The organism is Acidobacteriota bacterium (assembly GCA_004299485.1).
Classification (GTDB): domain Bacteria; phylum Acidobacteriota; class Terriglobia; order Terriglobales; family SCQP01; genus SCQP01.
Map to the genome: position 1 here is coordinate 313,127 of SCQP01000014.1, position 18,419 is coordinate 331,545.

The 18,419-nt window shown below is 64.8% G+C and carries 18 protein-coding genes; 11 read left to right on the plus strand and 7 right to left on the minus strand.

Going from position 1 to position 18,419, the window contains the following annotated elements:
* The first annotated feature begins 57 nt into the window (after positions 1-57).
* The gene (locus EPN33_10355) at positions 58-537 is read left to right on the plus strand and encodes a tetratricopeptide repeat protein (GenBank protein TAN22047.1); all 480 of its coding nucleotides are present in this window, start codon (positions 58-60) and stop codon (positions 535-537) included.
* A gap of 79 nt (positions 538-616) precedes the next feature.
* Here EPN33_10355 and EPN33_10360 read toward each other — a convergent pair whose 3' ends face one another.
* Positions 617-937, minus strand: a complete 321-nt coding sequence (locus tag EPN33_10360; protein ID TAN22048.1) for an iron-sulfur cluster assembly accessory protein — start codon at positions 935-937, stop codon at positions 617-619.
* Positions 938-977: 40 nt separating this feature from the next.
* Here EPN33_10360 and EPN33_10365 point away from each other — a divergent pair, with 40 nt between their 5' ends.
* From EPN33_10365 to EPN33_10375, 3 genes are read left to right on the plus strand one after another with little or no spacing between them, the layout of a single operon-like run.
* Positions 978-2,375, plus strand: coding sequence for an aspartate ammonia-lyase (locus tag EPN33_10365; GenBank protein ID TAN22049.1), 1,398 nt, complete (start codon positions 978-980; stop codon positions 2,373-2,375).
* A gap of 36 nt (positions 2,376-2,411) precedes the next feature.
* The gene (locus EPN33_10370; protein ID TAN22050.1) at positions 2,412-2,666 is read left to right on the plus strand and encodes a type II toxin-antitoxin system prevent-host-death family antitoxin; all 255 of its coding nucleotides are present in this window, start codon (positions 2,412-2,414) and stop codon (positions 2,664-2,666) included.
* Positions 2,666-3,103 carry a type II toxin-antitoxin system VapC family toxin gene (locus EPN33_10375; GenBank protein ID TAN22051.1) on the plus strand — a complete coding sequence of 146 codons (438 nt, stop codon included), beginning with the start codon at positions 2,666-2,668 and terminating at the stop codon, positions 3,101-3,103. Before EPN33_10370 ends, EPN33_10375 begins: the two co-directional genes overlap by 1 nt.
* On the opposite strand, the gene EPN33_10380 is transcribed toward EPN33_10375, so the two are convergent.
* Positions 3,097-3,507, minus strand: coding sequence for a hypothetical protein (locus EPN33_10380; protein TAN22166.1), 411 nt, complete (start codon positions 3,505-3,507; stop codon positions 3,097-3,099). The two genes, EPN33_10375 and EPN33_10380, sit on opposite strands and share 7 nt — an antisense overlap.
* Positions 3,508-3,710: 203 nt before the next feature.
* Here EPN33_10380 and EPN33_10385 point away from each other — a divergent pair, with 203 nt between their 5' ends.
* From EPN33_10385 to EPN33_10395, 3 genes are all read left to right on the plus strand, one after another.
* Positions 3,711-4,562: a lipid A biosynthesis acyltransferase gene (locus EPN33_10385; protein TAN22167.1), complete on the plus strand. Its 852-nt coding sequence runs from the start codon at positions 3,711-3,713 to the stop codon at positions 4,560-4,562.
* A complete protein-coding gene (locus tag EPN33_10390) occupies positions 4,508-6,205 on the plus strand; it encodes a glycosyltransferase family 39 protein (GenBank protein ID TAN22052.1) in 1,698 nt (565 codons plus the stop codon). The genes EPN33_10385 and EPN33_10390 overlap by 55 nt, the downstream gene beginning before the upstream one ends.
* Before the next feature lie 119 nt (positions 6,206-6,324).
* Complete coding sequence (locus EPN33_10395; protein ID TAN22053.1) at positions 6,325-10,401, plus strand: DEAD/DEAH box helicase; 4,077 nt, start codon at positions 6,325-6,327, stop codon at positions 10,399-10,401.
* Between the two features lie 14 nt (positions 10,402-10,415).
* Here EPN33_10395 and EPN33_10400 read toward each other — a convergent pair whose 3' ends face one another.
* From EPN33_10400 to EPN33_10415, 4 genes are all read right to left on the minus strand, one after another.
* Entirely contained in the window at positions 10,416-11,594 is a 1,179-nt protein-coding gene (locus EPN33_10400) for a hypothetical protein (protein TAN22054.1), read from the minus strand.
* Between the two features lie 104 nt (positions 11,595-11,698).
* Positions 11,699-12,523, minus strand: a complete 825-nt coding sequence (locus EPN33_10405) for an isocitrate lyase/phosphoenolpyruvate mutase family protein (GenBank protein ID TAN22055.1) — start codon at positions 12,521-12,523, stop codon at positions 11,699-11,701.
* Between the two features lie 14 nt (positions 12,524-12,537).
* Positions 12,538-13,338 carry an ATP-binding cassette domain-containing protein gene (locus EPN33_10410; GenBank protein TAN22168.1) on the minus strand — a complete coding sequence of 267 codons (801 nt, stop codon included), beginning with the start codon at positions 13,336-13,338 and terminating at the stop codon, positions 12,538-12,540.
* A 10-nt stretch (positions 13,339-13,348) separates the two neighbouring features.
* Positions 13,349-14,065, minus strand: coding sequence for an ABC transporter permease (locus EPN33_10415; GenBank protein ID TAN22169.1), 717 nt, complete (start codon positions 14,063-14,065; stop codon positions 13,349-13,351).
* 148 nt (positions 14,066-14,213) lie between these two features.
* On the opposite strand from EPN33_10415, the gene EPN33_10420 reads away from it, so the two are divergent.
* The 4 genes from EPN33_10420 (at position 14,214) to EPN33_10435 (ending at position 18,015) form a co-directional block, all read left to right on the plus strand.
* Entirely contained in the window at positions 14,214-15,386 is a 1,173-nt protein-coding gene (locus EPN33_10420) for a chorismate synthase (GenBank protein TAN22056.1), read from the plus strand.
* A complete protein-coding gene (def, locus tag EPN33_10425; GenBank protein TAN22057.1) occupies positions 15,386-15,901 on the plus strand; it encodes a peptide deformylase in 516 nt (171 codons plus the stop codon). The genes EPN33_10420 and def overlap by 1 nt, the downstream gene beginning before the upstream one ends.
* Before the next feature lie 188 nt (positions 15,902-16,089).
* Positions 16,090-16,938, plus strand: coding sequence for a PIG-L family deacetylase (locus EPN33_10430; protein ID TAN22058.1), 849 nt, complete (start codon positions 16,090-16,092; stop codon positions 16,936-16,938).
* 6 nt (positions 16,939-16,944) lie between these two features.
* Positions 16,945-18,015 carry a peptide chain release factor 1 gene (locus EPN33_10435; protein ID TAN22059.1) on the plus strand — a complete coding sequence of 357 codons (1,071 nt, stop codon included), beginning with the start codon at positions 16,945-16,947 and terminating at the stop codon, positions 18,013-18,015.
* 19 nt (positions 18,016-18,034) lie between these two features.
* Here EPN33_10435 and EPN33_10440 read toward each other — a convergent pair whose 3' ends face one another.
* A complete protein-coding gene (locus tag EPN33_10440; GenBank protein TAN22060.1) occupies positions 18,035-18,406 on the minus strand; it encodes a four helix bundle protein in 372 nt (123 codons plus the stop codon).
* Between the last annotated feature and the right edge of the window lie 13 nt (positions 18,407-18,419).

An 18,419-nucleotide genomic window follows, 5' to 3' on the forward strand; every position in this document is an offset into this window, starting at 1 on the left:
CGTAGCTGAAAGGGCGCTTGGCGGGGTCTTCGGTGGCTGCTCATAATGGGGTCTTCGATGACGGAACGGCGGCAGCGGGCGCAGGAGCTGTTTTCACTTGGCTACAAAGCGCAGATGCAAGGGGATCTGAGCGATGCCGTGCGCCTGTACGGTGAGTCCATCGCCCTCTGGCCCACGGCGGAAGCGTATACGTTTCGCGGCTGGGCCTACTCGTTTCAGGGGGAATACTCGCAGGCGATTCAGGAATGCCTGCGCGCGATTGAACTGGATCCTGAATTCGGTAACCCCTACAACGACATCGGCGCCTACCTGATCGAGCAGGGCAAGCTGGATGAGGCGATCCCGTGGCTGGAGAAGGCTGCGCGGGCGCGGCGCTATGAAAGCCCGTGCTTTCCGCTCTTCAATCTGGGGCGCGTATATGAGCGCAAGCACATGCTGACGAAAGCGCAAGAGCTGTACGAGAAGTCCCTGCTCAGCAATGCGCAGTATGTGCCCGCGCAGCGGGCGCTGAAGCGGGTGCGGGCACGATGGAACTAGTCGGGGTTTTCAGTCTTCAGTCAGTACCGCACACGCGCTACGGCCCGACTGAGAACTGACGACTGAGAACTGAAAACTTCTACACCTGGAAGGACGAACCGCAACCGCAGGTGTGCTTCACGTTCGGGTTGTTAAACTTGAAGCCGCTGCCTTCGAGGGTCTCGAGGTAGTCGATTTCGCAGCCGTCCAGGTACATCAGGCTCATGGGATCGACGAAGACCTTGAGGTCGCTGTATTCGAATGTGCGGTCCTGGGCGGTGCCGTCGTCAAACTGCATCGAGTAGCTGAAGCCGCTGCAACCGCCGCCTACGACGGCCATGCGCAAGCCCCCCGGAACCGGATCCTGCTGACCGAGGATTTCCTTGACCTTTTCTACTGCCTTGGGTGTAAGCGTGACCATGGTTATCCCACCTCTCGAAAACAGTCTACCATGAAGAAAAATGGCTAAAGCGGCAAAGAAAGCCGGGTTTCGTAGTGAACATGATTCTCTCGGCGATGTTCGCGTACCCAACACGGCTCTGTACGGCGCACAGACCCAACGCGCAATCGAAAATTATCCCATCAGTGGCCAGCATGCGGCGCCGGCACTGATCGCCGCCTACGGATGGCTGAAGTGGGCCATGGCGGGCGCCAATGCCGAGTTCGGCCGCATTCCCCGGCGCAGCGCGCAGGCGATCCAGCGCGCGGCGCGTGAAGTGGCGGAGCACAAGCTGGACGCGCAGTTCCCTGTCGATGTGTTTCAAGCCGGCGCGGGCGTGTCGTTCCACATGAACGTGAACGAGGTGATCGCCAACCGGGCGCAGGAGCTGCTCGGACGCGCGCGCGGCAGCTACGATCGCGTACATCCGAACGATCACGTGAATCTGGGCCAATCGACCAACGACACCTTCCCCACGGCAATGCGCATGGCGCTGCGCTTCGAGCTGGACGCCCTGATGCCAGCGCTGGCGGCTTGCGCGGCGGCGTTTCGGCAGAAAGCAAAAGAGTTTGCCGACATCGTCAAGTCGGGGCGCACGCATTTGCAGGACGCGGTGCCGATCCGGCTGGGGCAGGAGTTTGGCGCCTATGCGACCGCGTTGGAAAACTGCGACGGTGAGCTGGCGCACGCCGCTGACGGTTTGCTGGAGCTGGGCCTGGGCGGCAGCGCGGCAGGAACGGGTCTCAACACCTCGCCACGCGCTACGGCACTTGCCCTGCGGCTGCTGCGGCAGCGCACCGGCCACAAGTGGCGGCAAGCTCCGGATTTGTGCGCGGCCATGCAGAGCCAATTGCCGGTTGCTGTCGCCTCGGCGGCCATGCACAATCTTGCGCTGGAGCTGATCCGCATTTGCAATGACCTGCGCTTACTGTCGAGCGGGCCATTGACGGGATTGCATGAAATTGAGCTGCCAGCCCTGCAGCCGGGCAGCTCGATCATGCCCGGCAAGATCAATCCGGTAATGCCGGAAATGCTGACCATGGTGGCGTTCCAGGTGGTGGGCAATGATACGGCGACCGCGCTGGCGGTGCAGGCGGGCCAGCTTGAGCTGAACGTCATGATGCCGGCGATGGCCTATGCCAGCCTGCAATCGGCGGCGATTTTGAAAACCGCGCTGGAACAGTTCACCCGCTATTGCGTGCGCGGCATCCGCGCTGACGCGGCCCGCTGCCGCGCCTATGCGGAAGCGACGCTCTCACTGGCGACGGCCCTGACGCCGTACGTAGGCTACCGGCGGACGGCCGAGCTGGTGCAGAGGGCATTGCGCGAGCGCCGCACCGTGCTCGATTTGGCCATCGAGGGAAAACTTATGCCCCCGGCGCGGCTGCGGCAACTACTCGACCCGGCGCGCCAGGCCTAAAATCTCCTTAGCCACTGAATGTAGTAACTTACCTACATGAGCATCACGACCATCACGAGCCGCGAATTTAATCAGGACGTGTCGCGGGCGAAGCGTGCGGCCAAGCACGGGCCGGTGTTCATTACCGACCGAGGGAAGCCGGCGCATGTGCTCTTGACGGCGGAGGAATACCGTCGGCTCAGTGGCCACAAGCGGAGCATCGGCCAGGCTTTGTCAATGCCAGAGGTGGCCGATATCGAGCTCGATATTGAACGCCCCCGCGGTCTGCCGAAGTTTCCCGAACTTGACTAATGCTGCTGCTCGACACGAACGTTGTTTCCGAGCTGCGGAAAATCAACACGCCCAGGGTTAACCCGAACGTTGCCCTCTGGCAGTCGCGCGTACCGGCAACCGATCTTTATATCTCCGTGATCACACTGATGGAAATAGAGGTCGGAATCCTTCGACTCGCCCGGAACGACGCAATACAAGCGGCGATTCTGCGTGGCTGGCTGGAGAACCGCGTTTTGCCGGAATTTGCACGGCGCACGTTGCCGGTCGATCAAGCCGTCGCATACCGCTGTGCCCGACTCCACATACCCAACCCAAAGCCGGATCGAGATGCGCTTATTGCAGCCACTGCGTTGGTACACGGCATGTCAATTGTGACCCGAAATGGCAGTGATTTCCACGATCTCGGAGTGACCGTCGTCAACCCATGGGCCCGGGAGCAGGGTGAACTTCAGTAGACCTGGTGGGCGAGCAGGAGGTCGTTGAGGTTGACCGACTTCCAGGCGCCGCGCTCAATCGCTGCGCGAATCTGCGCGGGGGATTTGCCCTTCTTGGTCTGCTGGTAAGTGTAGACGCCTTCCATCAGGCAGGTCTCGCAGATGGAGGCATGCGTTCCGGCGTAGCAGGAGAGCAGGCTGGTGTGGCCGATTTCCTTGTCGCAATGGCAGTAGCAGGGTTCCTGATAGAGCACCGCCCGGACCTTGGCGGCCATGGCGTAGGCCGCGCGCACGCGCGGATCGCTGAACTGCTCGGGATTCAGAGTCTGCGGCAGCGTCTTGACGGCGGACTTGGGCAGCGTCTTGTGAAACGCCGGCACGCCGGCCTCGTGCGTGACGGGCGCCTGCATGTTCATACCCTTCATGGCCTGCGCGGCGGCAGGTTGCTGGACGGCCGCGGCAAGGCCTAGGCCCAGAATAATTGCGAGCGCAGCAACAGGAATCCTCATACCCCACATTGTAAGCTAGACGGGGGCCAGGGGCAGGGGCCAGAGGTCAGGGTACTGCGATCAACTTGGGGATACGAGATCAGATCGAATTCCTGCCGGTGCGGGCGGCGCTGGCGGCCATGGGCAGCCTGCCACGGCCGGTGGCGCGTCGGCTGGGCGGCGGGATTACCACCGCGTTCTACTATTTGCACCGGCGGCTGATTCGCGTGGGGCGACGGAATCTGGAGCTGGCGCTTCCGGAGCTGGCGCAGGCGGAGCGAGAGCGGATCTTGCGCGAGCTTTACCAGCATCTGGGGCGGCAGATGGCGGAGTTTTGCCTCTTTCCGCGCGACCGGCGCGAAGATTTGGCGGCGCTGATGCCGACGGTGGGCCTCGAACATTATTTAGAGGCGCAGGCGCGGGGCAAAGGCGTACTGGTGCTGACCGCACATTTGGGAGCGTGGGAGCTGGCGAGCTTCGGGCATTCGCTCGCCGGGTATCCCATGCGCTTCATCATCCGGCCGCTCGACAACCGGCCGCTGGACGCTCTGGTGAACCGCTACCGCGGGCTGCACGGCAATTTGCCTATCAGCAAGCGGGACTTTGCGCGCGGACTGCTGCAGGCGATGCAGGCGAATCAAACCGTGGGCGTGCTGCTGGACCAGAACTCCTCGCCGCCGCAGGGCGTGTTCGTACCGTTCTTCGGCGTGCCGGCCTGCACGGCGGCGGGGCCGGCGAAAATCGCGCTGCGCACGGGTGCGGCCGTGGTACCCGGGTTTGCGGTGTGGGAAAAAGATCAGCAGCGGTATGTACTGTATTTCGAGCCGGCGATCGAGCTGCCGGTCAGCGGCGATGAGGATGCCGATGTGGTGGCGCACACCGCAATCTTCAACGCCGTGCTGGAACGCTGGATTCGCCGTTATCCTGAACAGTGGCTTTGGATTCACCGCCGATGGAAAACCCGCCCGCCGGGCCAAACTGCCCTGTACTGAAGACCCGGCGCGAGAGCCCGGCATGGCGCTGGGGCATTGGCATCGGCGTCTGCGTGCTGGGCTGGGCGACACTGCTCGCGGGCCTCGGCAGCTTCGGGCTGCTGGGACCGGACGAACCACGCTATGCGGCCATCGCCGCCGCCATGGCGCGGACGGGCGACTGGATTACACCCCACCTGTGGGGGCGGCCGTGGCTGGAAAAGCCGGTGCTGTATTACTGGTTGGCAGCGCTCAGCGACGGCTCGCATCGTGTGGCCAGCGCGGCCAGTTCGCGGCTGCCCAACGCACTGCTGGCAGCGGCGATGCTGCTGGGGCTTTTTTTCTGGTTGCGGCGCGAGCGCAGCGCGCACGCCGGCATGCTCGGGGCCTTGATCGGCCTGAGCAGCGTGTTTGTGTTTGCCTTCGGGCGTGCGGCAACCACGGACATGACGCTGACCGCGCCGTTTGCACTGGGGATGATGGCGCTATATCTTTGGCTGCGCGAGGGAGAAACCGCCCGGCCGCTGTGGCTCAACTGCGCCGCCGTGGCTATGGCGCTGGCCACGCTCGCCAAGGGGCCGGTGGCGCTGGTACTGGGCGCGCTGGCGCTGGTGGGATTTGCCGCGCTGACCGGACGCTGGCAATTGTGGCCGCGGTTGTTTCGGCCGTCAGCGGTGGTTCTGTATTTGGTTGTCGCTGCCCCCTGGTACGTGCTGGCCGAACTGCACAATCACGGCTTCTTCCATAGTTTTTTCGTACAGCAGAACCTGGAACGGATGGCGACGAATGTTTACCGGCATCCGCAACCGTTCTGGTTCTATGTGCCGGTAATTCTGCTGGCGGTTTTTCCCTGGACGGGTTGGTTCGGCCTGCCGCTCACGGCGGGCTGGAAAAAGTATCGTGAACCGCTGCACGCTTATCTGCTCTGCTGGCTGCTGGCGCCCATCGTGTTCTTCTCGTTTTCAGCCTCGAAGCTGCCGGGCTATATTTTGCCGGCCGTTCCGGCGGCGGTGGCCTTGCTCGCGGTGTGCGCCGAGGACCGCTGGGCGCGGCTGCCGCGCTGGCCGCTGGTAATCAGCGCCTTTTTGGCGGGCGTGGTACCAGCAGCGGTGGCGCTGACGCCGTGGTTTCTCGAGACCAGCAAGCTGCGGCTGCCGTTCACGGCGGTGCTGGAGCGCAATCCGGGCACGATTCTGCTGGCGGCGATCTGCATTCTGGTGATGCTGTTCTTCGCAGTGCGGCGGCGCGGGGCGGCCTACGTTGCTGCGGCGTGCATTCTTGTGGCCGCCGGCGTGTTGGCGCTGACGCGACCGCCGCTGAGCCAGCGCATTGACGTCGGGCTGAGCGGCGAACCGCTGGGCCGCTCACTGGAGGCCCAGTGCGGCACGGCGCTGCCGGAGGCCTGCGGTTCCCTTCCCGTTTACACCGCGAACCTGAACCGGGCGCGGCTCTATGGCGCCGAATTTGTGCTCGGCGCCCGGCTGGCCCCCTGGCCCGCGCAGCCACCTGCGGATGCACTGGTGATCCTCGACCGGCGCAACGCCATGCCCTTCAGCATGCGCCTCGGCAACGCGTTCAACGCCGCTGCCCAGCCGCGTTTCATTCCGCCCGAGGCGCGCTCGGCCCCGCCCTGGATCGTAATGCGTGTGCGCCGGGGACGATAAGGTTTACCGGGCGACGCTTGCCGGACAATGACTCCCGTGCAGCCGGACCGCGACCTCGGACCTGACGCCATTTCACCACCCCCTCCTGCTTCGCTTTTTCTTTGTGTTAGCATCGGGGCATGACGGTGGGGCTGCATGCGGCGGTGGCGGGGTGGTTTACGGGGCGGTTTGGTGAGCCGTCGGAGCCGCAGGCGCTGGGGTGGCCCCACATCGCCGCTGGGCACGACACGCTAATCGCTGCGCCGACCGGCTCGGGCAAGACGCTGGCGGCGTTTCTGATTGCCATCGATGGCCTGATCCGTCAGGCGGCGGACGGGACGCTGGGCGAGGCGACGGAGATCGTCTATGTCTCGCCGCTTAAAGCGCTGGCAAACGATGTTCATAAGAACCTGGAGCTGCCGCTGGCGGAGATCAGCGAGCAGGCGATGGCGTCGGGCGTGCTGCTACCGCGCATCCGGGTCGCGGTGCGGACGGGCGATACGCTGCCGGGCGAGCGCAACGCCATGCTGCGGCGGCCGCCGCACATTCTGGTGACCACCCCCGAGTCGCTCTATATTCTGCTCACGTCGCGCGGTGGACGCGGGATTCTCAGGACCGCGCGCACCGTCATCGTGGATGAGATCCACGCGCTCGCCGCCAACAAGCGCGGGGCGCATCTGGCACTGAGCCTGGAGCGGCTGGACGAACTGGCGGGCGCACCGCTGCAACGCATCGGCCTCTCGGCCACGGTCAAGCCGCTGGAAACCGTGGCGCATTTTTTGGTGGGCGCGCGTGCGCTGCCCAAACTGGTGCAGGTCGCCGACCGGCGGCGGCTGGACCTGGCGGTCGAAACGCCCGCCGCACCGCTCGGACCGATCGCCACCAATGAGGAATGGGAAGAGCGCTACGAGCGGCTGGCGGCGCTGGCGCGCGAGCATCGCTCGACACTGGTCTTTGTGCCCACGCGGCGCATGGCCGAGCGCGTGGCGCACCGCATGCGCGAGCGGCTGGGCGAAGACCACGTGGCGGCGCACCATGGCAGCCTGTCACGCGCGATCCGGCTGCGGGCCGAAGAACGCTTCAAAGCCGGCGCCTTGCAGATGATGGTCGCCACGGCGTCGCTGGAGCTGGGGCTGGATATCGGCTCGGTCGATCTGGTCTGCCAGCTTGGTTCAACACGGCAGCTTGCTGCGGCCTGGCAGCGCGTCGGCCGCGCGGGTCATTGGAAAGGCGCAATTCCGAAAGGACGGTTCTTTGCGCTGACCCGCGACGATCTGATCGAATGCGCGGCACTGGTGCGGGGCTTGCGCACGGGCGCGCTCGATACGCTGCATGTGCCCGACTGGCCGCGCGACATTCTGGCACAGCAAATGGTCGCCGCGGTGGCTGCGTGCGAGCGCCCGGAGGGTTGGTCCGAAGACGATCTGTTTGCGATGGCGAGGCAGGCGTGGCCGTACCGGGAACTGCCGCGCGAGGAATTCGACGCGCTGGTGGAATTGCTGAGCGAAGGCATCAGCAGCCGGCGCGGGCGGCGCGGAGCATTTCTGCACCGCGACGGTGTCCATCACCGGCTGCGGCCCCGCCGCGGGGCGCGCCTCGCGGCAATCACCTGCGGCGGCGCCATCGCTGAGACGGCGAGCTATGTGGTGCAAGCCGAGCCGGAAAACCTGCCCATCGGCTCGCTCGATGAGGATTTCGCCGTCGAGAGCAACGCCGGCGACATTATTCTGCTGGGCACGCACTCCTGGAAAGTGCGCGGCATCGAGACCGGGCGCGTGCGCGTGGAAGATGCGCATGGCGCGCCGCCGACCGTTCCCTTCTGGCTGGGCGAAGCGCCGGGGCGCACGCGCGAGCTTTCGGCGGTGCTGGCAGAGCTGCGCGAAGAAATCGGTTCGCATGAGCCGGAATGGCTGGCGACCGAGTGCGGGCTTTCGGCCGATGCAGCGCGGCAGGTCGTGACGTACCTGAACGAAAGCCGGGCAGCGCTGGGCGTGATTCCTTCACAGCGCCATCTCGTGGCGGAACGTTTCTTCGACGATGGCGGCGGAATGCAGCTCGTGATTCACGCGCCGTTCGGCTCGGCCATCAACAAAGCCTGGGGCATGGCGCTGCGAAAGCGCTTCTGCCGAGGCTTTGATTTTGAGCTGCAGGCGTCGGCCAGCGAGAACGGCCTGACGCTGGCGCTCTCGGAGCAGCACAGCTTTCCGCTCGAAACCATCTTTCACTTCCTGCGCGCTGAGGGCGTCGAGGCGATTCTGGAGCAAGCCATCCTGCAGGCGCCGATTTTCCAGACGCGCTGGCGCTGGGTGGTAGGACGCGCGCTGGCGCTGCTGCGCTTCAGCGGCGGGCGGAAGCTCGCGCCGCAGCTTCAGCGCATGCGCTCGGAAGATTTGCTGGCGGCGGCGTTTCCGATGCAAGTAGGCTGCCAGGACAACCACGGCGGCGAAGATCTGGAGATCCCCAACCACCCCTACGTGCAGGAGACGATGCGCGACTGCCTGCACGAGTTCGTGGACCTCGGGGGATTGCAGGAAGTGCTGAGTGGACTCGAGTCCGGGGCGATCATGGTTTCGGCTGTTGATACACCGGCGCCCTCGGGGCTGGCGCAGGAAATTCTCAACGTCGGCCCGTATGGTTTCCTCGACGACGCGCCGCTTGAGGAGCGGCGCTCGCGTGCGGTGAACCTGCGCGCCGCGGCGGCGCCGCTCGGGCCGGGCGTGCTGGATCCGGCGGCGGTAGCGGCGGTCTGCGCGGAAGCGTGGCCGCAGCCGCAGTCAGTAGACGAACTGCACGATCTTTTGTTATCAACAGTTTACTGGCCATCCTCTGAAGTGCTACCCGAATGGCGCCCGTGGCTGGAAGCGCTGCAGATCGACGGCCGCATCGTCGCGCACGGCGCCGGCTGGGCGGCGGCGGAACGGCTGCCGCTGCTGCAGGGCGAAGCGTCGGCGGGGCCCGCAGGCGTGGTCTGGCCGGGGGTTGAATTCAGCGGCGCCACGCCGACGCCGAGTGAAGCGGCCATGGAACGCATCGTGGGCGGCTGGATGGAGATTTTGGGTCCCGTAAGCGAGGCGGCGCTGGCGCAGCGATTGGGACTCGAGGCGGCGGCTGTAGCGCAGGCACTGCTGGCGCTTGAGGGGCAAGGCCGCGTGATCCGCGGTGAATTTGGATGGTGCGAGAGAGCGCTACTGGCGCGCATTCACCGGCGGATGGTGCACCGGCTGCGGGCGGAAGTCGAGACAATCGCGCCAGCCGTCTTCTACCGCTTTCTGCGGCGCTGGCAGCATCTCGAGGCCGGAACGCGGTTGCATGGCTTGCGCGGCCTCGAAGCCGTGCTCGACCAACTGCAGGGCTTTGAAGCTCCGGCGCAGGCGTGGGAGCAGCACCTGTTACCGGCGCGGGTGGCCGACTATGCTCCGGAACTGCTCGATCAGCTTTGTTTGTCTGGCGCGTTCACATGGGCCCGGCTCTCGGCCAGCTCGGGCAAACGCGCCGCGCCGACGCGCAACTCGCCGCTGGCATTTTTCCGGCGCAGCGAAGCGGACTGGCTGCTGGCGGCGTCGGGATGGAAACCAATCGACGAGGCGTTGAGCGCCGAAGCCATCGCCGTGCTGGCCCGCCTGCGGCAGCGTGGCGCCAGCTTCTTCGCCGATCTGGTGCTGCCAGGTATGGTAAAAAGCCAGATTGAAGACGCCCTCTGGGAGCTAGTGGCGGCGGGCCTCGTCACCGCCGACGGCTTCGACAATCTGCGGGCATTTCTCGACCCGAAGCGCCGTAGCGGCGAAAGGCACGCCGCCATGCCCCGCCACGCCCTCGGCCGCTGGGCGCTGCTCGCGGCCGAGCCGGCCAACCTCGCCGACGAGGCCGTGCGCATGGCCTTGGCAGAACGGCAAGCGCAACTCTGGCTGCGGCGCTATGGCGTTATTTTCAAGGCGCTGCTCGCGCGCGAGGCGAGCGCCCTGCCCTGGTACGAAATTCTGTTGGCCTGCCGGCGGCTCGAAGCGCGGGGCGAAATCCGTGGTGGCCGCTTCGTTTCCGGCTTTGCCGGCGAGCAATATGCCCTGCCGCAAGCCGTTGAGGCGCTCAAAGCCCAGCGCCGCCTGACGCCGGATGCCCGCACCGCCGCCATTGCCGCCGCCGACCCGCTCAACCTGGCCGGCATCATCCTGCCCGGCGAGCGCGTCCCCTCCCAGCGACTGGAGTTGGTCGCCGGCTGAGACACGGCGGGGATTCAGAAAACGTTGGTGTGGGGTGCGTGGTAGGTTACCGTGATTAGACCGATCATGCCCTTTGAGCCGGTGGACTTCGGCATGCTGTAGCGCCACTTGCGCACAGCCTGCATCGCGGCCCCAGCCAGACCGGCCCCTTGCGCGCCAACCAGGATGATCGCGTGGACGCGCCCATCGGTGCCAATCAGACAACGCAGGAGCACGCTGCCCACGCAGGTGCGCAGCGCGCGCAATGCACGGCAGGGCGGAAACGGAGGGTCGGGACAGTGCACACATAGTGGGTGCGGACCGGACGACGCAGCTTTGGCCGCCGGAGGAGGCGGACTCAAAGCCGTACGCCGCCCCACGCGACAGCGCAGAACGTCGCTCACACGGCAGGCTCCATCGCCAACGACTCCCCATTTGCCGGTCAATGGGTGGGCAGTGTCTTCCGGCCAAGCCCAATGACCCCCGTTGAGGTCAGCCCAGCCGTCGCTCACGAGGCAGCCCTGCGGATTACACTTGTAGGGCTCCCAAGGGGAGGCAGAGGTAGCCGGTGACGTGCGTGAACCTCGAAGTATTCTGGGTATGGCGCCATCCCACGATCCGAAGAGCCGATACTTCCCTGCTGCCGCACCCAGGCCGGTCCAGTTGGCCTTCCCGCCAAACGGCATGTCCTGCCAGGTGCGCCCTCCATTGCTGGTCATAACCAGGTGGTTATCCGCAGTGAGGAATAGCGCGTTGTTAGCATCGCTAACAGTCATGGCCACCACGGCACCCTGTTCCTTCTTCTGATGGATGCACCAAAACGTCCAACTCTGGCCACCGTCACGCGTCTTAGCGAAACCGCCGGGGCCGAAGCCGTAACCGATTTGGGCGTTAGCAAATCGGACTTCGTTAAACGCTCGACCCGGAGCCGTCCAGGATCGCTTCCAATGCTGTCCACTGTCCACCGAAAGCACGCGCACGCCAGAGGTGCCGAAGGCCTGGACGGTGCCGGCGCCAGTGAACGCCAGCGTGAACAGCATCTGGCCGCCCGTCTTCTCATGCAGTATTTGCCAGGTGCGGCCGCCATCGCGGGAGCGCGCGATCATTTCATGGGCGCCGCACACCCAAAAGGCGCCGTCGTGAACGGTGATGCCGAGCGGCATGTCCGGCAGCGGAACCGTTGCCCAATTGCCGGACAGAGTAACCGTGATCACTGGACTGGGAGGCGCCGCCCAGAGCGGCAGCCCAACAGCACCAGGACCCAAAGCACAGCGCCCCTCACTCGCATGCGTGCATTGTAGAACACACGAGGCAAGAGCTAATTACGCAGCCAGCCGTTGACTTCCGCATAGGTCAAGCCGCCGGCGAGGGGCGCGAAGGAGCCGGTAGTACGCATTTCTTCGGCGGTACGGCGGAGCAGCGCCAGGGCGGCCAGATAGGGTTTGGATCCGACGCTGATGCGGCGGATGCCGGCATCGCGCAGCTCGGCGACGGTCGGCGTGCCTGGGCCGCACAGAAGGTTCAATGGGCCGGGACTTTCGTGCAATAGGCGGCGAATGACATCGAGGTCAGTAACACCGGGAGTGAAGATGCAATCGGCGCCAGCAGCGCGATAGGCGCGCATGCGCTTCACCGCCTCGGCAAACGGATCGGCGGGAGGCGTGCTATGCAGAAAGAAGGCGTCGACGCGCGCGTTGAGGACCAGATGAACGCCGGCGGCGGCGGCGGCAGTGCGGACGGCCTTGATGTTTTCCACTTGCCGCTCCAGCGGCACCAGCTTCGATTCGTCCTCGATGCTGTCTTCCAGGTTCATCCCCACGGCGCCGGTCGCAAGGAGCAGGCGCGTGGTTTCGGCGACGCCGGCGGCATCGGAGGCGTAGCCGGCTTCACAGTCGGCGCTCACGGGAACGCTGACGGCGCGCGTAATCCGGCGCACGGCGGCGAACATTTCCTCGCGCCCGATGCGCTGGCCATCGGCGTAGCCGAGCGTGTTGGCGATGGCCGCGCTCGATGTGGCCACGGCGGGCATGCCGCATTCCTGCAGCACGCGCGCGCTGGCGGCGTCCCAGCAGTTGGCGAACAGCACCGGTTCGCTGCCCTGATGAAGCTGGAGCAGCCGCTGCGCAAGCACGGCTTGGGTCATATCCGTAGTGTAGGCTACGACTGGAGAAAGTGGCGCAGATAGGGGTCGGACGACGCGAGCAAGGCGTCGGCGGCGCCATTGAAAATGATGTGGTGCTCGTGCAGCACGAGGAAAGAGGTGGCGGCGTCGTGATCGGGCGCCCAGACAAGCTGATTGCGCTCACGATCCCAGCGGTGCGTGGCCATCAGGAAGCCATCCTGCAGGCGGTGGGTCACCAGCAGCGCGGTGACGCGGTTGACATCGCGTAGCTTGATGATCTGCTCCATGATGTTGGTCGCGGTGATGGGATCGAGACCGCCGGTGGGGGAATCGTAGAGCATGACCTCAGGCTCGGTCGAGAGTGCGCGCGCAATCGACACGCGGCGCTGCATGCCACCGGAGAGTTCCGCCGGCATTTTGTCGATCGCCTCTTCCAAATCGACCATCGCCAGGCAGGCGCGCACCCGCGCCTCGATGGCATCGGCATCGAGCTGACCCTCCTCGTTCAGGCGGTAGGCCACATTTTCCCGCACCGTAAGCGAGTCGAACAGCGCGCTTTCCTGAAACACCATGCCGATGCGGCGCCGCAGCGCAAAGAGCTGCTCTTCGGGCAGGGAGCTGACGCGCTCGCCCAGTACTTCGACAACGCCGGTATCAGGGCGCAAGAGGCCGAGCGCGAGTTTCAGGGCTACGGATTTGCCGGCGCCGGTTTCGCCCAGCAAGACTTTGGTTTCCCCGCGCCGGACCTGGAAGCTGACGTCTTCGAGCACGGGCTGGTGGTCAAACGATATACCCACACGGTCGAACTCGATCAGGATCGGCTGGGGCAGCGGCATTGCAGGAGAGCTAGGCGCCAAAGATGCTCAACAAGACGCGGCTGAGCAGGAAATCAAGCACGATGATGAGAACCGAAGAGGAGACGACCGCGGTGGTGGTGGCTCGTCCTACGCCGCGCGTTCCGCCGCGCGCGGTCATGCCGTAGTAGCAGCCCACCACCGCGACGACGATACCGAAGATGATCGGCTTGATCAAGCCCTGGGCCAGCGAACCGACGTCGAGCGATTGCAGCGCCAAGGACCAATACTGTTGTCCATTCAGACCGAGTGCGCTGATGGCATAAACGTAACCCCCGACCATGCCCATGAAATCCGCCAGAATCACCAGGAAGAACATCATCACGATGGTTGCCAGCAGGCGCGGACTGACCAGCTTTTTCATGGGATCGGTACCCAGAGCGCGCATGGCATCCACTTGTTCGGTTACCACCATCGAGCCGAGTTCGCTGGCCATGCCGGCGGCATTGCGCCCCGCCACCATCAGACCGATCAGCACCGGCCCGAGCTCCATGACGAGCGAGAGGGCGACCAGTTGGCCGGTGCGCTGAATTTGGCCGTATTGCTGCAGCGTCGAGGCTAACTGCAGCGACATCACCGCGCCGGTGAAAAAGCCGGTGAGGATGACGATGGGCAGGGAGCCGACACCGATCGAATCCATCTGCAGAATCACATCGCCGCCGTAAAAGGGCCGGGCAAAGAGATTGCGGAAGGCAGAGCCGGCCAGCATCGAAAAGGCGCCCAAGCCCTCGAGGTGGCCGAGGGCCCAGTTCCAGAGCGGCCAGGCATTCGGTTCCGGTTCCTGTGGCGGTGCAATGGTGGCCAAAACGCAAGCTCCTAGGCTCACTGTAACCTGTAACCTGTAAACTGTAACCTTTATGCTCACGTTTTCCACCGCGGGGGAGTCGCACGGGCAGGCGCTGCTTGCGTTGATCTCCGGCATGCCGGCCGGCGTGCCGCTGGACGCAGCCTTTGTGCAGCGCGAGCTCTGGCGCCGGCAGCAGGGTTACGGGCGCGGCGGGCGCATGCGCATCGAACACGATACGCCGGAGTTTCTCAGTGGCGTGCGCAACGGGACGACCATCGGCTCGCCGATTGCCATCCAGATCGCGAACCACGATTGGAAGAATTGGGAGCAGACGCTGGCGGTGGATGCGCCGGCGGGCGAAAAGGCGCGCCCGGTGGCGAGCCCGCGGCCCGGGCATGCGGATCTGGCGGGAGCCCTCAAGTTTAACTTTAAGGAAGCGCGGTATGTGCTGGAACGCGCAAGTGCACGCGAGACCGCGGCACGGGTCGCGGCAGGCGCCATGGCCAAGCTGCTGCTGCGCGAGTTGGGCATCGAGGTGCTCAGCCATGTCGTGGCGCTGGGAGCTGCACGGCTGGACCCGAGCAGCCCCGCTTCGGCAGATGCACTCCGCGCACTAGCGGCACGCGAGGAAATCTTGCTGCACTGCCTTGACGCCGCCTCCGAGCAGCAGATGAAAGCCGAGGTGGATCAGGCACTGCGCACCGGCGATACCGTAGGCGGAGTGTTCGAGCTCCGCGCCTTCGGGTTGCCGCCGGGGTTGGGCACGTGCGCCAATTGGAACGAGCGGCTGGATGGCCGCATCGCGCAGGCCATCATGTCGATCCAGGCCGTCAAAGCAGTCGAGCTTGGAGAAGGCATGAGCGTGGCGGCAGCGCCGGGATCGGAAGCGCAGGACCCGATCGGCTACGACCGCGCGGCGCGGCGGTTTACCCGCGCGGGCAATCACGCCGGTGGACTGGAAGGCGGCATGACCAACGGCGAGGAGATAGTCGTCCGTGGCTACCTCAAGCCGATTTCGACCTTGCGGCGGCCGCTGGCAAGCGTGAGCTTCGAGACCCGCGAGCCGGTCAAGGCGGCGTATGAGCGCTCCGATGTCTGCGTGGTGCCGGCGGCGGCGGTGGTGGGCGAGGCGATGCTGGCATTCATTCTGGCGCAGGCGGTGCTGGAAAAGTTCGGCGGCGACTCACTGCTGGAGCTGCGGCGCAATTACAATGCTTATGGCGAGCAGGTGCGCGCGTTCTAATGGTTTACCCGATTGTGAAATATCCGGACCCGGTGCTGACTACGCCCGGCAAGCCGCTCGCGGCCGAGCTGGGTACGCCCGAGTTGCACAAGCTGATTGACGACATGTTCGAGTCCATGTACGCCGCCAATGGCGTAGGACTGGCGGCGCCGCAGATTGGCCGCAGCCAGCGCCTGACGGTGATTGATTGCAGCGTAGGCGAGGATCCGGAGCAGAAGCTGGTGCTCATCAATCCCGAAATTCTGCACCGCGAGGGCAAGCAAACCGGCGAGGAGGGCTGCCTCAGCATTCCCGGCTTCCGCGCCGACGTCACGCGCGCCCTTGCGGTGCGCGTACGGGCGCAGAACGCGGATGGCGAGTGGTTCGAGGCCGAAGGCACGGAGTTGCTGGCGCGCGCCATGCAGCACGAAATCGACCATCTGAACGGCGTGCTGTTTATCTCGCACCTGAGCACGCTGAAGCGCGACCTGATCAAGCGCAAGATCCGCAAGCTGCAAAAAGACGGCGAGTGGTGAGAACAGGGGTCAGGGCTCAGGGGCCAGGGGCACGCGGCGCCTTCCAGAAGATTTCGATGACCGCAATCGCGGGATAGCGGGCCGCGAGAATCCGCGCCACGCGCGGGGCAGCCGCGGCGGTAGCAACTAGCAGGGCCGCCACCACGATTACTTTCCGGATTCCCATCTTTGCCTGCACGCTTAGGGTTATGGCACGTGGCGGGCCAAACGGAAAGCCCATAAAACGAATAGAAATCGTGAGCAGGCGCTGTTCGATTCCGGACGCTGCGGGTGCGATGACGGACGTCCTGGCGAATAATGAACCCATGGAACGGAAAATTCTATGTGTCACGGCGCACCCGGACGATGAGGCCAGCAATTTTGGCGGCACGGTGATGCGGTCGGTGCGCGACGGGGTCGAATGCCGGCTGATCTGCCTGACGTCGGGGGAAGCAGCACGCAACCGCGGCGGCGCCAAAGACCGCGGTGAGCTGAAGGCCATGCGCCGCGATGAGTTGGCGGCCTCGTGCGAAGTGCTGGGCTTTGCCTCGTTCGAAGCCTGGGATCTGGGCGATGCCCACTTGCCCGAAGCGCCGTTTTTTTACGCCGTCGGGCGGCTGGTGAGTGAAATTCGCCGCTTTCAGCCGGAGCTGATCCTCACCATGGGACCGGAGGGGTCGGTCACAGCCCATCCCGATCACGGCATGGCGGGCACGCTCACCACCACGGCTTTCCACTGGGCGGCACGCGAGTATTATTTCCCCGAGCAAGGCCTGCCGTCGCATCGCGCGCTGCGGCTCTATTACGCCACGGCCCTGGCGCAGCCACCAGGCTTCCCTGAGGTCTGGCTTCCCTTTCCCGACGTCGGAGTCGAGATGTCCGAGTTTCTGGTACGCAAATTCGAGGCCTTTCGCCAGCACAAGACGCAGACGCCGCTGTTCGCGCGGGTGGAACAAGCCCTCGGCGGCATAACCACGGAACTGTATCATTTGGCCGCCGGGGTCGCGTTGCCTGACGGTCCCCGACCGGCCACGGACCTTTGGGCCGGGCTAAAATAGAAGTTCATGCTTGACCGGCTGCAAAAAATCGCGGCGCAATACGACGCCCTTACCGCCGAGCTGGCCTCGCCCGAGGTCATCGCCGACAGCTCGCGCTACCAGAAGACCGCCCGGGCGCACGCCGAGCTGCAGCCCCTGGTGGACGAGTACCAGCACTACCGCGAGCTTCAGCTACAAGCGGCCGAGGCACGGCAGATGCAGCACGACAGCGACGCCGAAATGAAGCAGTTGGCCAATGAGGAACTGGCGCGGCTGGAACCGGAAATCGCGGTGAGCGAACAGAAATTGCGCGAGCTGCTGCTGCCCGCCGATCCCAACGACCAGAAAAACGTGGTGCTGGAAATTCGCGCCGGCACGGGCGGCGACGAGGCCACGCTGTTTGCCGCCGAAATGTTCCGCATGTACAGCCGCTTCGCCGAGCAGCAGCGCTGGCGGGTTGAGATTTTGTCCTCGAGCGAGAGCGGGGTACACGGACTGAAAGAGGTCGTGGCGATCGTCGAGGGGCGCGGGGCTTATAGCCAGCTCAAGTACGAGAGCGGCGTCCATCGCGTGCAGCGTGTACCGGCAACCGAACAGCAGGGGCGCGTGCATACTTCGGCGGTGACGGTCGCGGTGCTGCCGGAAGCCGAGGAAGTGGATGTGCAGATCGATCCCAAGGATATCCGGATTGATACGTTCTGCTCGTCGGGTCCCGGCGGCCAGTCGGTAAACACGACCTACTCCGCAGTGCGCATCACCCACTTGCCGACGGGCATGATCGTGAGCTGCCAGGATGAAAAATCGCAGATCAAAAACCGTGCCAAGGCGATGCGCGTGCTGCGCTCACGGCTGCTGGAGCTGGAGCAGGAGAAGCAGCATCAGGCGATTGCCGCCGAGCGCAAGCAACAGGTCGGCTCCGGCGACCGCAGCGAAAAGATCCGCACCTACAACTTTCCCCAGAATCGCGTCACCGATCACCGCGCCGGCATCAGCCTGCACCAGTTGGGCGAAGTAATGGACGGCAGGCTGCAGCCGCTCATCCAGGCGCTGCGCGAGCATTTTCAGGCGGAGAGATTACAGAAAGAATCGGCAGCCTAAGGTTGTCAGTTGTCAGTCTTCAGTTATCAGTTTTGATGGGTGGACCGAGAGCGTTCATCAGGCCGGTGAGCATGCGTTTGAGCTCAAGCACCCGTCGCTCGAGCTCGCCGTGTTGCGCCGTTGTGAGCAAGCTGAGGCCCCGCGCAAGCAGTAGTTCACATTCGACTTCGCTGGATGAGCCGGCGGCAATCTGTAGGAAGCGTCGTAACTCGGCTCTGCCACTCCGCCCGCAGCCCTCCGCAATATTAGCCGCAACTGAGACCGCCGCGCGCCGCAATTGACTGCGCAAACCGAATCGCTCATCCATTGGGAACTTGGCGGTCGCCTTGTACACATCGAGCGCAAGCTCATAAGCCTTCGTCCACACCGCGAGTTTTCTGAAGTCCTGCACGTCCGACTGACAA